We start from the raw sequence: 14,929 nt of genomic DNA, 5'->3' as shown, positions 1-14,929 counted from the left end.
CTTGATTATGAGTTTTATTCCGCTGCAACGCCGATCTGCATGCGTTCCATCTCTTCGAGAGCGCGGCGATATTCGACCGGCATGACCTTCACGAATTTCGGGCGATAGCTCTCCCAATTATCGAGAATGTCTTTCGCACGCGTAGAGCCGGTGTAATGCAGATGGTTGGCAATCAGTTGCACCAGACGTTCTTCGTCGTGGCGCGTCATGTTTGCCGATACATCCACACGGCCCTTGTGCATCAGGTCGCCGCCGTGATGGTGCAGCTTTTCGAGGATGTCATCCTCTTCCGGCACCGGTTCCAGCTCGACCATCGCCATGTTGCAGCGCTGTGCAAAGTCACCTTCTTCATCCAGCACATAGGCGACACCGCCCGACATGCCCGCTGCAAAGTTACGGCCAGTCTGACCGATAACGACAACCACACCACCCGTCATGTATTCGCAGCCGTGATCACCCACGCCTTCGACAACCGTGACCGCACCAGAGTTACGCACTGCGAAACGCTCGCCTGCCACACCGCGGAAATAGCACTCGCCTTCAAGCGCACCGTAAAGCACGGTATTACCTGCGATGATCGAGTTTTCAGCCACAATACGCGTGTCTTCTGGCGGACGTATGACAATGCGACCACCCGAAAGACCCTTGCCGATATAGTCGTTGCCATCGCCAATCAGTTCGAACGAGACACCGCGTGCAAGAAAGGCACCGAAGGACTGGCCAGCCGTACCACGGAGGGTAACGGCAATGGTGTCATCCGGCAGACCCTTGTGGCGGAAACGCTTGGCCACTTCACCCGAAAGCATCGCACCTGCCGAACGGTCGACATTCTTGATGTCGACATCGATCTTGACCGGCGTCTTGTTTTCAAGCGCAGGCATGGCCTGAGCAATCAGCGTCCGATCCAGAACATCTTCAATCGGATGATGCTGACGTTCGGTCCAGAAGATTTCGTGCTTCTCAGCTTCCGGCTTGTAGAAGATACGGCTGAAGTCGAGACCCTTGGCCTTCCAATGATCGATCATGGTCTGCTTTTCGAGCAGTTCGGTTTCGCCGATAATCTGCTCAAGCTTGGTGAAGCCCATGGCTGCCAGCAATGCGCGCACTTCTTCTGCCAGATAGAAGAAGAAGTTGATGACATGCTCAGGCGTGCCCTTGAAGCGCTTGCGCAGAACAGGGTCCTGTGTGGCAACGCCCACAGGGCAGGTGTTGAGATGGCACTTGCGCATCATGATGCAGCCAGCGGCAATCAGCGGAGCGGTCGAGAAACCGAATTCGTCGGCACCGAGCAGTGCACCAATCACCACGTCGCGACCGGTCCGAAGACCGCCATCGACCTGCAGCGCAATGCGCGAACGAAGACCATTCAACACCAGCGTCTGGTGGGTTTCGGCAAGGCCGATTTCCCATGGCGAACCAGCGTGCTTGAGTGATGTGAGCGGAGACGCACCCGTGCCGCCATCATAGCCGGACACTGTGATGTGGTCAGCGCGTGCCTTGGCAACACCGGCCGCAACCGTACCAACACCCACTTCCGAAACCAGCTTAACGGAAATATCAGCAGCCGGATTGACGTTCTTCAGATCATAGATCAGCTGTGCCAGATCTTCGATGGAATAAATGTCATGGTGTGGCGGAGGCGAAATGAGGCCAACGCCCGGCGTCGAGTGACGTGTCTTGGCGATGGTCGCATCGACCTTATGGCCCGGCAGCTGACCGCCTTCACCCGGCTTTGCACCCTGCGCAACCTTGATCTGGATGAGATCGGAATTGACCAGATATTCCGTCGTCACACCGAAACGGCCCGATGCCACCTGCTTGATCGCAGAGCGTTCTGGGTTTGGCGTACCATCCGGCAGCGGATAGAAACGATCCGGCTCTTCACCGCCCTCACCCGTGTTTGACTTGCCGCCAATGGCGTTCATCGCACGCGCAAGCGTGGTGTGAGCTTCACGCGAGATCGAGCCGAACGACATGGCGCCGGTCGAGAAGCGCTTGACGATATCGACCGCCGATTCAACCTCTTCAATGGCAACCGGCTTGCGACCACTTGCTTCCGCAAAGCGGATATCAAACAAGCCACGAATGGTCTTTGCCTGCGCCGCCTTGGAGTCGAGCATGGACGTATATTCGGTGAATGTATCAGGGTTCGAAGTACGGACGGCGTGCTGCAGTTTCGCTACCGCATCCGGCGACCAGAGATGTGCTTCGCCACGCATACGGTAGGCATATTCGCCACCAACTTCGAGCGCTGTCAGCAGAACCGGGTCATTACCGAACGCATCGGTGTGACGGCGCACGGTTTCTTCCGCGATTTCGTCAAGACCAACGCCCTCGATGCTCGTTGCCGTACCGAAGAAGAACTGATCGACAAAGCTCGTCTGCAAGCCAACCGCATCGAAAATCTGCGCGCCGCAATAGGACTGGTAGGTCGAGATGCCCATCTTGGACATGACCTTGAGAATGCCCTTACCGATCGACTTGATGTAGCGCTTGACCACTTCATATTCGTCGACTTCCGGCGGGAATTCGCGACGGCGATGCATGTCGAGCAGCGTGTCGAAGGCGAGATACGGGTTAATTGCTTCTGCACCATAGCCTGCGAGGCAAGCGAAATGATGCACTTCGCGTGGTTCACCCGATTCAACAACCAGACCGACCGATGTACGAAGACCCTTGCGGATCAGGTGATGGTGGACAGCAGCCGTTGCCAGCAGAGCCGGGATCGGAATGCGATCCGGACCAACCTGACGATCCGACAGGATGACGATGTTATAGCCGCCATGAACCGCTGCTTCCGCACGGTCGCACAGGCGTTCAATCGCGCCCTGCATACCGTTAGCGCCTTCGCCGACATTATAGGTGATGTCGAGCGTCTTGGTATCGAAGCGATCTTCCGTGTGACCGATGGAGCGGATCTTTTCGAGATCGCCATTGGTCAGGATCGGCTGACGCACTTCCAGACGCTTGCGACGCGATGTGCCAACCAGATCGAAAATGTTTGGGCGCGGTCCGATGAAGGAGACAAGGCTCATCACCAGCTCTTCACGGATCGGATCAATCGGCGGGTTGGTGACCTGCGCGAAGTTCTGCTTGAAATAGGTGTAGAGCAGCTTCGACTTGTCGGACATGGCCGAAATCGGCGTATCCGTACCCATCGAACCGATGGCTTCCTGACCCGTTGTGGCCATTGGCGACATCAGAAGCTTGGTGTCTTCCTGGCTGTAACCGAATGACTGCTGACGGTCGAGGAGGCTTACATCCTTGCGCAGCGCGCGAGGCTCAACCGGGTTCAGGTCTTCCAGAATAAGCTGCGTGTTGGAAAGCCACTGCTTGTAAGGATGCTTCTGTGCGATCTGTGACTTGATTTCCTCATCCGAAACGATGCGGCCTTCTTCCATATCGATGAGCAGCATACGGCCTGGCTGAAGACGCCACTTCTTGACGACCTTCTTCTCTTCGACAGGCAGAACCCCTGCTTCCGAAGCCAGAATGACGAAATCATCGTCAGTCACAATATAACGGGCCGGACGCAGACCGTTACGGTCCAGCGTCGCACCAATCTGGCGGCCATCGGTAAAGGCAACGGCTGCAGGACCATCCCATGGCTCCATGAGAGCCGCATGATATTCGTAGAACGCGCGGCGTTCGTCCGACATCAGCTTGTTGCCCGACCATGCTTCCGGGATCAGCATCATCATCGCATGGGCGAGGCTGTAGCCTCCCTGATGCAGGAATTCGAGCGCGTTATCGAAGCAGGCAGTGTCTGACTGACCTTCGTAGGAAATCGGCCAAAGCTTGGAAATATCGTTGCCGAACAGCTCCGAATCCACCGATGCCTGACGGGCAGCCATCCAGTTGACGTTGCCGCGCAGCGTGTTGATTTCGCCGTTATGCGCAACCATGCGATATGGATGCGCCAGACGCCACGACGGGAAAGTATTGGTCGAAAAGCGCTGGTGAACGAGAGCCACAGCACTTTCAAAGCGCGGATCTTTCAGGTCGTTGTAATAGGCACCAACCTGATAGGCCAGGAACATGCCCTTATAAACAACAGTGCGCGCCGACATGGATACGATATAGAAGCCCTTATCGTCCCCCTCGTTTTCCTGATAGATGCGGTTGGAAATGACCTTGCGCAGCACGAACAGACGGCGTTCAAAATCATCGTCGGTTTCAATAGTCGCGCTACGGCCGATGAAAACCTGGACATGGAAAGGCTCGGTCGCAGCAATTTCAGGAGCCTTCGACAAAGACTCATTATCAACCGGCACCTGACGGAAACCGATGAATGTCTGGCCTTCAGCAGCAATGACTTCCTTGATGATTTCTTCGATATGCGCACGCAATTTTGCATCGCGCGGCATGAAGAGATAGCCTACGGCATAATGGCCCGGCTGCGGCAGGTCGATGCCCTGACGCGCCATTTCTTCGCGAAAAAAGCGATCTGGAATCTGCACCAGAATGCCTGCACCATCGCCCATCAGAGGGTCTGCGCCAACCGCACCACGATGGGTGAGGTTTTCAAGCATCTTGAGGCCGTTTTCGACAACCTGATGCGACTTCTGACCCTTCAAATGCGCAATGAAGCCAACGCCGCAGGCGTCGCGTTCGTTGCGTGGATCATAGAGACCTTGGGCGGGGGGAGTACCCGCCGAAGTTCGCGTTTTTCGGGTTGCGTTGGTGGAATTGGTCGCAGCTTTGACCGTTCCGTTCTGACCGTTGTGTAAATCCACATGCGATACAGATGGCGTCAAATGCGGCATCGTCATTCCCTCCAGTGAGCGCGCAACCCTGCGCGATACGATAATGAACCGGAACGGCTATTCGTTCCGAACTGTTTTAGTCGCGCATCTCATCCGAAAACCGCTTCGCACTTTTCGGGATGCGCTGTGTCTCGCCGTGCGTCTGATCCAAAAACCGCTTCGCACTTTTTGGGACGCACTTTAGTCTATGTATGGAAAGCCTTATCGAAAAGGCGTTGGACGACGTTCCGGGGCCGATGGCATAGCCATCGAAAGGAATATTGTTTTGGCGCCGTAGTCTTTCAGGCTCGACAAGCGACCTCGGCCCGCATTGCGGCGCACCAAACTCCCCTGTCTCATTAAGCATCGCATTCTGCCGGGTTATCCCGATCCGCGCGGCACTTTCTTTCTGCAACTGACGGAAGCTTTGACAAGAAACCTGACGATCACAGTGATGAATTGGACAGCAAGGGTGAATTAGTCAGTATTGCTGTCCTAATCACGTATGACAGAATTCAAATTCGCTCACAAGATGGAAACATGATTTTTTCGAGCCAATTGCGAAACAAAGTGTCGCAGACATTCACTATTGCATCATTTAATTACGTTTGATGCTAGTTGCGTCAGTTTGGCGCGCCTGGCGCTCCTCACGGGAAGCTCTAAAAAGTGACACATGCTGCTCGCTTTTTAGCGTCAACAGGCCTTACGCCTGTTACCGAGTCCGGTTATAGACCTTTGCTATAAGGTCCTACCGCCAGCGGAGAACATCGTGCATTTTGCTTCAGACAATTGGGCAGGCGCCCACCCGAAAATCGCTGAAAGTCTTTCGCTTCATGCAAACGGATTTGCTGCAGCCTATGGCGCCAGCGAAATCGACAAACGCGTTGAACAGCGTTTCAACGAATTGTTCGAGCGTGAAGTCGCGGTCTTCTTTGTCGGCACAGGCACGGCGGCCAACTCCTTGGCGCTCGCCAGCGTCAACCGTCCGGGCGGCGTTTCACTCGTGCATCGAGAAGCGCATGTGATCGAAGATGAATGCGGTGCGCCTGAATATTTCACCGGCGGCGCACGTCTGCATCCGATTGATGGCGCAATGGGCCGTATTGATCCTGAATTGCTCAAGCGCGAACTCAAGCGTTTCAATCCAGCTTTCGTCCATGCCGGTCAGCCGATGGCGGTCAGCATCACGCAGGCCACGGAAGTCGGCACGCTGTACCAGTCTGAACATATCGCGACGATCTCGCAGATTTGCCGCGATGCGGGCCTGCCTCTGCATATGGACGGCGCACGTTTTGCCAACGCGCTTGTATCCCTTGATATGACGCCAGCCGAAATGACGTGGAAACAAGGCGTCGATATTGTTTCCTTTGGCGGCACCAAGAATGGTTGCTGGTGTGCGGAAGCACTGGTCTTCATGGACCCGGCCCGCGCACGCGACCTGCCTTTCATCCGCAAACGTGCGGCACAGCTTTTCTCAAAGACGCGCTTTATTGCAGCACAGTTCGATGCCTATCTTGCAGACGATCTCTGGATTGACCTTGCAAAGCATTCCAATGCGCTCTCCGCGCGTCTCGCCCGTCACATCGATGCATCCAGCCAGATGCGGCTCGCATGGAAGCCGGAAGCCAACGAGGTTTTCGCGATCATGAAACAGTCAGTCTATGACCGCCTGCGCAGTGCGGGTGCGATCTTCTATGACTGGAACCCGCCGCATTCGGAAGTCAACCGCATCAGCGAGGGCGAAATCTTCGCGCGCTTCGTCACGAGCTTTGCCAATACCGAAGAAGAAGTCGATCAGTTCGGCAAGCTTATCGCTTAGAGCGCGTATCCCAAAAGCAAAAAAAGCGGCGCTTAATGCGCCGCTTTCTTTATATAGGCTTCAGCAGAGATTAGTGGGCAGTTTTCGTTTCGATCTGCTGGGCTTCACCAACCGATGCTTTGCTGACTTCTATCTTGCGCGGCTTCATCTGTTCAGGGATTTCGCGCTTGAGATCGATATGGAGCAAGCCATTCTTGAGGCTGGCGCCAGCAACTTCAACAAAGTCTGCAAGCTGGAAGCGGCGCTCGAAAGCACGCGAAGCAATGCCGCGATAAAGCACTTCACCGGTTTCAGAAGCATCGTTCTCGGCCTTCTGGCCCTTCACGGTCAACTGATTGCGATGGGCTTCGATTTCGAGTTCGCTTTCCGAAAAGCCTGCAACGGCCATGGTGATGCGATAGGTGTTCTCACCGGTCCGCTCAATATTATATGGCGGATAAGACTGCGAACCTTCTGGCGATGCGAGCGTGTCGAGCATCGAGGAGAAGAGGCGGTCGAAACCAACGGTGGAACGATAGAGCGGGGAAAAATCAACGTGACGCATGTGTAAGCCCTCCTTAAGAGCGACATAATGCATTGGTTTGGCGGCAGAACTCCCATTCTGGCGAATCCTTCGTGCCGGCGATCCCGTTATCGGCGACCGCAAAACTTAATTGGGAATGCCCCTTTTTCATTTCAAGGCTGATTTTATTGTGTCTTGCATAAAACGCTGTCGGGGCCGCGCGTGAAAGCCGAGAATATAGTTACACGGCTTATCACTTAGCGTAACAACTCCTGATCGCTTGGACCCCGGAAATTGGGGGTTACGCCATCCAATGAACCCAAAATGAACATCATCTTCGGCGAGCGTTCAGATGCTTGGGGCTATTGTCCCACTATGCCTGCTGAGAGGCGGGTTCACCAAAGGATTACGGTTATGAAAAAAGCTTTTCTTGCTTTTGCCGCACTTGCCACCGTCGCAACCGGAATTGCGACTACGTCCCATGCAGCTGATAACGGCCTGCGTGTTCAGGTTCAGTATTACGACGATGATGGTTATCGTCCACCAATGCCGCCACGCGGCGGACCACGTCCAGGTTGGGACGGTCCAGATCGCGGATATGATAGAGGCCCGGGTCGCGGACCGGGCTGGGGTGACGGCTATGGACGTCCGGAAACACTCGGCCCACGCCAGATTTCGCGCTCACTGCAGCGCCGCGGCTATGATGTCGGTGATATGCGCCGTGAACGCGGAGCTTATCTCGTCAAGGCAACCCGCCCGAATGGCCGCCGCGTAATCGTTGTGGTCGATGCATTCAGCGGCCGCATCATCGATGAACGCCGCGTTGGTCGCGGCTGGTAATATTCTCTGATTTGGAAAGATCAGCCAGTGTAACGTCCCTTGCACTGGTTGTTTCCTGAACCGGAAGTTTGCTTGCAAACTTCCGGTTACTTTTTATCATTCTTTATCCGACTATACTGGTGTGTGATTTTAATTGGGGCCGCAGTTTGAATGCCAGAATTTCTTTTTGAAACCGACGCGAACCCCATTCCCGCAGGGACAAAATCAGGACAGTTCAAATCGAAAGATGGCCTGGATCTGCGCTACGCCATTATGAGGCCCGAAACAAAACCTTCGCGCGGAACCATTATTCTGCTGCAGGGCCGCAACGAGTTTATCGAAAAATACTTTGAAACCATCTCGGATCTGGCCAGACGCGGGTTCACGGTCGCAACGCTCGACTGGCGCGGCCAGGGTGGTTCGCAGCGGCTGCTCGAAGACCGGCTGCGCGGCTATGTTCGGAATTTCAGCGACTATACTGACGATCTCGATCAGTTTCTGACCGAGATCGTGCTGCCTGATTGTCCGCCACCCTTCTATGTGCTGGCGCATTCGGCAGGCGCACTGATTACCTATTCATCGATTCACAAACTGGCATCGCGCGTGACGCGTATCGTGCTGTGCGCGCCATTAATGGGATTGCGTCCATCACAATCCGGCGACACCAAAATGCGCTTCATGGCAACGACCTTGCGCTGGCTAGGAATGGGTCGGAATTATGCCGCCGGTGGGCGCTTGCGCGGTGAAAGGCCCTTTGAAAACAACCCGCTGACCAATGATCCGGAACGCTTTGAACGGAATGTGGCTGTGGTGCGAAAACATCCAGAACTGGCGCTTGGCGGGCCAACGATCAACTGGATCGGCAATGCGCTTGCGGCCGCAGCCCGTATTCATCAGCCCGGTTTCTATGACGGGCCGACAGTGCCTGTGCTGGTTATTGCTGCAGGTGCTGACAAGGTCGTCTCGACCACAGCTATTGAGCGCTTTGCTGCGCGCACGCGCAACGTCTCGCTCGTCGTCATCGACGGCGCTCGCCATGAATTGCTTCAGGAAGCCGATTTCTATCGGGAGCAGGCTCTTGCCGCTTTCGACGCTTTCATTCCCGGCACATCGGAAATTGAAGCGCTTCCAGAGAGCATAGAGCCTGCAAATCCAGACAAGGCCTGACGATCAGCTGTTCAGCAAATCAAGAGCGGCCTTGTGCAGTGCTGGTGAAGCTGCGGCAACAACATCACCGCCCTTTTCTGCCGGGCCGCCGTCACGCTGCGTGACAACGCCACCCGCCTGCTCGATGATTGGAATGAGCGCCACGATATCATAGGGCTGAAGGCCCGCTTCCACGACGATATCGGCAAAGCCACTTGCCAGCATCGCAAAGGCATAGCAATCAACGCCGTAACGCGACAGACGCACCGCATTTTCCAGTCGGTCAAAGCCCTTACGCAGATCGCCCTTGAAAAGTGCCGGCGTGGTGGTGAACATGGTCGCATCTTCAAGCTTTGCCTGAGCGCGCACAGAAAGCCGACGTGGTTCTGCACCTTCGCGGAGGAGATAAGAACCATTGGCATCGCCGTAAAACAGCTCACCCGTGAAAGGCTGGGACATCATGCCAGCCTTTGCATCGCCATCGACGGTCAGGCCGACCAGCGTTCCCCAAACAGGCAGACCAGAGATGAAAGCGCGGGTGCCATCAACCGGGTCGATCACCCAAACATGACTGCGATCGATATTTTCAGGGCCATATTCTTCGCCAAGAATGCCGTGATCTGGAAACTCGCGCCCGATGACTGCACGAATCGCGCGTTCCGCAGCACGGTCGGCTTCCGTGACCGGATCAAATCCCGAAGTATATTTGTTGTCGATCTCGTTGAACTGGCGAAACCGTGGCAAGGTTTCAGCAGCTGCGACCGAAGCGACTTCGGAAAAAAATGCCTTATCAATCAGCAATCCCAATCTCCCGTTTCCATAAGATGATGCATTGATGTGCATCTCGTCCTAATATTGCTCACAATTTGAGCTGTCTATTTTTTAGCACAAAAAATATGCGTAAATCCTTGACGCATAAAGCTTTGCCGCGTAACTTAAAGGTCAGACAGGCTGTCCTGTCGGTGCCTTTCGGGGCATTTCCTCCCTAGTCTTTGGCCGCGCTTTCTTCTTGGAGCGCGGCTCTTTTTATATGCATTTGATGTTAGATTTCTGTGCTGCAGCATAATTCCTGAAACCTGAACCAGTTTAAGGTGAGATTATGCTGTAAATATATAGTGTTAGAGCACCCGACAGCTATTCAGCTGCGAGCGGCCGCACGACCAGAAGTTCATCCGGCAAGGACGTGAGATCGCTCAGGAACTGATAGAGATCGGCGCATAGCGCATCGAAGCCGGCAAGCTTCTGCAAGGTCTGCTCATTCATATAGAGACTGCGATTGATCTCGATCTGCAACGCGTAACAGGCTGCAGCAGGTCTGCCATAATGCTCCGTGATAAAACCACCTGCATAAGGCTTGTTATGTGCGACAGTGTACCCAAGGCCGCGAAGCAACTCGATTGCCGCCTGCGTCAGCTGCTCGCTGCAGGATCGACCGAAACGATCACCAATGATGAAATCAGGCCGCCCGCCAACATCGCCGGAGCGCGTGCCGCCCGGCATTGAGTGACAATCGATCAGAACCGAATAGCCAAAGCGCTCATGGGTCGACTGAAGCAGACCATCCAGCGCACGGTGATAGGGCTTATAAAGCTCCTCAATACGATAATAGGCCTCTTCAAGCGATATGCGGCCAGGATAAATAAGCTGCCCCTCGCCGACCAGACGCGGCACAGTGCCCAGACCGCCCGCAACACGCGCCGACTGGCTGTTCACGTAAGGCGGCAAAGGCTCCGCAAACATTCGCGGGTCAAGCTCGTATGGCTCACGGTTTACGTCCAGAAAGGCGCGCGGGAAGTGGGCTTTGAGCAACGGCGCGCCAAGGCGAGGCACTGCTGCAAAAAGCTCATCGACGTAGCAATCTTCGGAATAGCGAATGGCGAGCGCATCCAGCCGCGATTCTTCGAGAAATGAATTGGGATAGGCTCGACCGCTGTGGGGAGAATTAAAAACGAAAGGAATACGCTGCTGCGCAGGTGCACAGACCTCGAAAGGGGGCATCAGATGAAAATCACGATCCAGACTCATACTTAAACCCGTTTCGACTGCCTTTAGACGACCGACCATACGATAATTACGCTTTTAAAGCAGTATCTTATAATAATAGGGCGCGATTCAATATCCAATGTTTGAGGGCCAACCTTTCCTCCCTTTGGCAGGCCGTTCAAACGATGCAAAGCTGTAACACATATCAGCTTGTTGCCAAACACTGGCCATAACAATTAACATTTGCGAGAGCATTCATTTCATATTTACCAAAAAAGCGTTTTCTAGTGTGAAAACTGAGTCGTCATTTGTGCCAGAAGGCACGAACGGGCGGCGCGAAATTCGGACGGACCCATGAAAAGAATTCTGCTAGCTGAAGACGACAACGATATGCGTCGTTTCCTCGTGAAGGCGCTGGAAAAGGCGGGCTATCACGTTACTCATTTCGATAACGGTGCCAGCGCCTATGACAGACTGCGCGAGGAGCCATTCTCGCTGCTTTTGACCGATATCGTCATGCCAGAAATGGATGGTATCGAGCTTGCACGCCGCGCAACTGAAATCGACCCTGATCTGAAAATCATGTTCATTACGGGCTTTGCGGCAGTGGCCCTCAATCCCGATTCGGACGCCCCGCGCGATGCGAAAGTGCTTTCCAAGCCTTTCCACCTGCGCGATCTTGTGAACGAAATTGAAAAAATGCTGATCGCCGCATAAGGCGACCAGCGACTTTCCCGGCCTTTGATAAGGTATTCAACAAAAAGAATAAAAAAGTTCAAAAAAGGGCATTGACGGACGCAACGCTATATGGTGTATGCGCCACATCGAATGGGCGTATAGCTCAGCGGGAGAGCACTACATTGACATTGTAGGGGTCACAGGTTCAATCCCTGTTACGCCCACCATTCGAACTCCAAGCCTTAAATTTAGTATAACGCTCAAGTGCTTAGACGTTTTTCGGCTTTTAGCTTTTTCTCAGGCACATCATTCGGTTCAGGCTTTTCCTGGCTTGCGCAACATCTATTTATTTGCGGACACCACCCAAATATTTCGGAACAAAATTGCATCTGCTGCGTTAGTGCGCCCGGAGAGGTGCGTCTGAATTTTTAGCTTTCGTACACTCCAGACTTAAGCGGAGTGAATTTCTTCAATGTTCCATAAAGTGACGTCGGGGCGATATTGGCGATTAAAGTCGGCCACCGATCCTCATCATAATCGAGTCGACGCGCTGTGCAGCGATCTGTCCATGTTTGGTTCAGAAGCTTCCTACAGAAATTATTTGCAGGCTACGCTTGCAAGTCGCCTTTTACTGGAATCGATGCTTGAAACAAGCCACATCGAAGCTCTTCTACCGCAATGGAACGACCGCAGGATTGAGCCTGATCTTACCCACGATATAAATGACTTCCCCGATTGTCTCCCACCCGAGACGTTGAAGTTCAAGCGCGCGACCGAGCCCGTCGATCTACCCACCATCATCGGGACGCTCTATGTGCTGGAAGCATCCGCCATTCGGGTTCAGGACCGCGCCGAGCAAGTCGCCAAACTCGGTTTCACGAAAGAGTTCGGCGCCAGACATCTCGACAGACAAATGGCGAATTTGCGTTCATGGCAGCAAACACTTAATTTGATCGATATAACGCCCTTCGATGACGATGACGAAGAGCGCTGCAAATTTGCCGCCATCGCAGCATTCGGTGCATTTGAGTATAATTATCAAAAGGTCTTCAACTATGTCGCCAGACAGCCCGCTTGATCAGACTGCCTGCGACCGCGAACCAATTCATATACCCGGATCTATCCAGCCGCATGGCATGCTACTCATAGCAGAACTGGCGAGCGGTCTCATCGTCGGCGGCGCCGGGCAATTGGAGGCCTATTTTGGGGAGACATGGCCCGGCCAGAACCTCGATGACCTTTTGCAATTCGATGCACTGGCGCTCGCCACAGAAGCGCCGCGAGCCGACGAAATCATTCTGGGTAAACTCATCATTGGGGAGGAAACTTTCGACCTCCTCGGCCATATCCTCAGCGAATATCTGCTGGTCGAAATAGAACCCGCACTGCATTCATTTGTTACGCCTGAGCAGTCTCTTTCTGGTCTTGAGGCGGTGGCTTATCAGTTTGAAGCAGCACCCGATATTAGGACTCTTTTTCAGAAAGCTGTGGTGGCATTCCGCAAACTGACCGGTTTTGATCGCGTGATGATCTATCAGTTTCTCGAAGATGCGTCCGGCGTTGTGGTAGCTGAAGATGGCAACGACAATTACCCTTCTTTTCGCAACCACCACTTTCCTGCCAGCGACATTCCCAAACAAGCAAGGGCGCTTTATCTTCGCAATCGCGTGCGCGTCATTCCAGACGCGTCCTATGTTCCGGCTCCCCTGAGATGGTACAGCGAAGAACCACAGCAGCCGCTGGATTTGAGCGATGTAGCCCTGCGTAGTGTTTCCCCCATTCACCTCCAATATCTGCAGAATATGGGCGTTGCCGCTAGCGCATCTGTCTCGATCATCAAGGACGGCGTACTCTGGGGCCTCATTGCCTGTCACAATGTGGTGCCGCTTGCTATGCCATTTGCAACACGCGCATCAGCCCGTGCGTTGGCCGCAAGCCTCGCCCGACAGATGAAATCGAAGGATGAGGCAGAAAATGCCCGGGAGCGGTTGCGGCTGCGTTCGCATGAAGATCGACTGGTCGAAGCACTCCTGATTAACGCACCACTCGAAGAACGCCTTGCGGAAGCCGCCGACAATCTGCGACAGATGATGATTGCGGATGGCTTTGCCGTGGTTTTCAATGGAAAGATCGCGGCGCGGACCGGTGCGTCGCCCGATATTTCCGATTTGCGAACAATCCTTGATCTGATCCACGGTAGGTTCAAAGACGGCTTGTTTCATTCACATGAGATGGGGCGTGACAAAGACCTGCCGCAACATATTATCCCAATTGCCAGCGGCATTGCCGTGTTGAAACTACATTTGGATGAAGATGTGTTTCTGATCTGGTCGCGCGCGGAAAAAGTGCAGATCGTGGAATGGGCAGGTAATCCTCATAAAGACACGTCGGATTCCGCCTCAACGCCGCTCACGCCACGCGCCTCGTTTGAAGCCTGGTCGGAAGAAGTGCATGGTCGCTCACGTTATTGGAACTTCAACAAGATCGACGCAATGCATCGAATTAGCCGCGTCATTCACGAGGCCTATCAGCGCCGTCGGATAGACAAGCTGAACAGCGAATTGCAGCGCACTCTGGATCAGCAGGAAAAGCTTCTGGAACAGAAAGATTTTCTGATGAAGGAAATCAATCACCGCGTCCAGAACAGTCTTCAGCTCGTTTCGACCTTCCTTGGAATGCAAATGCGGGAAACCAGCGATCCGTTGATTACGCAGTATTTGACGGATGCCCGCAGCCGTATCGCCGCAGTGGCACTCGTCCACCGCCGTCTTTATTCCGATAGCTATGTCGGTTCCGTTGATCTTGCCCGCTATCTCGACGAACTGTCGAACGAACTGTTTCAATCGATGGGAGAGGAATGGCGCAGCCGCCATACAAGCAGGCTCTCGCATGTGCTCATCAATGCCGACCGCGCAATCAATATTGGTTTGGTCTATTCCGAGCTTGTGACCAACGCGAATAAATATGCCTATGATGGCGCACCAGGACCAACATGGGTTACGCTTGATCAGCATTTCAATGAGGCGCGCCTGATCGTAGCTGATAACGGAACGGGCAAGACACGCAGCCGCGTCGGCTTTGGCAGCAAAATGCTTAATGCCATTGTGTTGGGACTTGGCGGCGAGATGGAAGAACTCAACAACGAACCGGGTCTGAAAGTCGTGGTCACAGTCCCCATCGAGCTCTAAGTTCATACGACTGACATTACGCCAGCCGTACGATTTTCATTTTTTTCAG

At 54.0% G+C, this 14,929-nt stretch carries 10 protein-coding genes and 1 tRNA gene; 7 read left to right on the top strand and 4 right to left on the bottom strand.

Annotated elements, in window-relative coordinates:
• Window positions 1–14 precede the first annotated feature (14 nt).
• Window positions 15–4,766, bottom strand: a complete 4,752-nt coding sequence (gltB, locus tag KMS41_12300) for a glutamate synthase large subunit (protein QWK79715.1) — start codon at window positions 4,764–4,766, stop codon at window positions 15–17.
• Between the two features lie 748 nt (window positions 4,767–5,514).
• Between gltB and KMS41_12295 the strand changes: the two genes are divergently transcribed.
• Window positions 5,515–6,564 (top strand): low specificity L-threonine aldolase, encoded by a 1,050-nt coding sequence (locus KMS41_12295; protein QWK79714.1) that lies wholly within the window; start codon window positions 5,515–5,517, stop codon window positions 6,562–6,564.
• Window positions 6,565–6,634: 70 nt separating this feature from the next.
• Here the strand turns inward: KMS41_12295 and KMS41_12290 are convergent, their stop codons facing one another.
• A complete protein-coding gene (locus KMS41_12290; protein ID QWK79713.1) occupies window positions 6,635–7,108 on the bottom strand; it encodes an Hsp20 family protein in 474 nt (157 codons plus the stop codon).
• A gap of 372 nt (window positions 7,109–7,480) precedes the next feature.
• Here KMS41_12290 and KMS41_12285 point away from each other — a divergent pair, with 372 nt between their 5' ends.
• Entirely contained in the window at window positions 7,481–7,906 is a 426-nt protein-coding gene (locus KMS41_12285; GenBank protein QWK79712.1) for a PepSY domain-containing protein, read from the top strand.
• Window positions 7,907–8,056: 150 nt separating this feature from the next.
• The gene (locus tag KMS41_12280) at window positions 8,057–9,052 is read left to right on the top strand and encodes an alpha/beta hydrolase (GenBank protein QWK79711.1); all 996 of its coding nucleotides are present in this window, start codon (window positions 8,057–8,059) and stop codon (window positions 9,050–9,052) included.
• Between the two features lie 3 nt (window positions 9,053–9,055).
• Here the strand turns inward: KMS41_12280 and hisN are convergent, their stop codons facing one another.
• The gene (gene hisN / locus KMS41_12275; GenBank protein ID QWK79710.1) at window positions 9,056–9,832 is read right to left on the bottom strand and encodes a histidinol-phosphatase; all 777 of its coding nucleotides are present in this window, start codon (window positions 9,830–9,832) and stop codon (window positions 9,056–9,058) included.
• 333 nt (window positions 9,833–10,165) lie between these two features.
• The gene (locus KMS41_12270; protein QWK79709.1) at window positions 10,166–11,056 is read right to left on the bottom strand and encodes an N-formylglutamate amidohydrolase; all 891 of its coding nucleotides are present in this window, start codon (window positions 11,054–11,056) and stop codon (window positions 10,166–10,168) included.
• 312 nt (window positions 11,057–11,368) lie between these two features.
• Here KMS41_12270 and KMS41_12265 point away from each other — a divergent pair, with 312 nt between their 5' ends.
• The 4 genes from KMS41_12265 (at window position 11,369) to KMS41_12250 (ending at window position 14,880) form a co-directional block, all read left to right on the top strand.
• The gene (locus KMS41_12265; GenBank protein ID QWK79708.1) at window positions 11,369–11,731 is read left to right on the top strand and encodes a response regulator; all 363 of its coding nucleotides are present in this window, start codon (window positions 11,369–11,371) and stop codon (window positions 11,729–11,731) included.
• 113 nt (window positions 11,732–11,844) lie between these two features.
• Window positions 11,845–11,919: transfer RNA gene (locus KMS41_12260), tRNA-Val, on the top strand.
• 341 nt (window positions 11,920–12,260) lie between these two features.
• Window positions 12,261–12,770 carry a hypothetical protein gene (locus KMS41_12255; protein QWK79707.1) on the top strand — a complete coding sequence of 170 codons (510 nt, stop codon included), beginning with the start codon at window positions 12,261–12,263 and terminating at the stop codon, window positions 12,768–12,770.
• Window positions 12,748–14,880, top strand: a complete 2,133-nt coding sequence (locus KMS41_12250; protein ID QWK79706.1) for a GAF domain-containing protein — start codon at window positions 12,748–12,750, stop codon at window positions 14,878–14,880. The genes KMS41_12255 and KMS41_12250 overlap by 23 nt, the downstream gene beginning before the upstream one ends.
• Window positions 14,881–14,929: the final 49 nt, after the last annotated feature.

It is taken from the genome of Ochrobactrum sp. BTU1 (assembly GCA_018798825.1).
Lineage (GTDB): Bacteria > Pseudomonadota > Alphaproteobacteria > Rhizobiales > Rhizobiaceae > Brucella.
The sequence above is the reverse complement of the archived record's forward strand: the minus strand, read 5'-3'. Positions and strand labels throughout refer to the sequence as shown.

Bases quoted from the DNA above. Each gene is read 5' to 3' on its own strand.
- gltB (QWK79715.1), bottom strand. From the start codon at position 4,766: ATGCCGCATTTGACGCCATCTGTATCGCATGTGGATTTACACAACGGT.
- KMS41_12290 (QWK79713.1), bottom strand. From the start codon at position 7,108: ATGCGTCACGTTGATTTTTCCCCGCTCTATCGTTCCACCGTTGGTTTC.
- KMS41_12285 (QWK79712.1), top strand. From the start codon at position 7,481: ATGAAAAAAGCTTTTCTTGCTTTTGCCGCACTTGCCACCGTCGCAACC.
- KMS41_12280 (QWK79711.1), top strand. From the start codon at position 8,057: ATGCCAGAATTTCTTTTTGAAACCGACGCGAACCCCATTCCCGCAGGG.
- KMS41_12270 (QWK79709.1), bottom strand. From the start codon at position 11,056: ATGAGTCTGGATCGTGATTTTCATCTGATGCCCCCTTTCGAGGTCTGT.
- KMS41_12265 (QWK79708.1), top strand. From the start codon at position 11,369: ATGAAAAGAATTCTGCTAGCTGAAGACGACAACGATATGCGTCGTTTC.
- KMS41_12255 (QWK79707.1), top strand. From the start codon at position 12,261: ATGTTTGGTTCAGAAGCTTCCTACAGAAATTATTTGCAGGCTACGCTT.
- KMS41_12250 (QWK79706.1), top strand. From the start codon at position 12,748: ATGTCGCCAGACAGCCCGCTTGATCAGACTGCCTGCGACCGCGAACCA.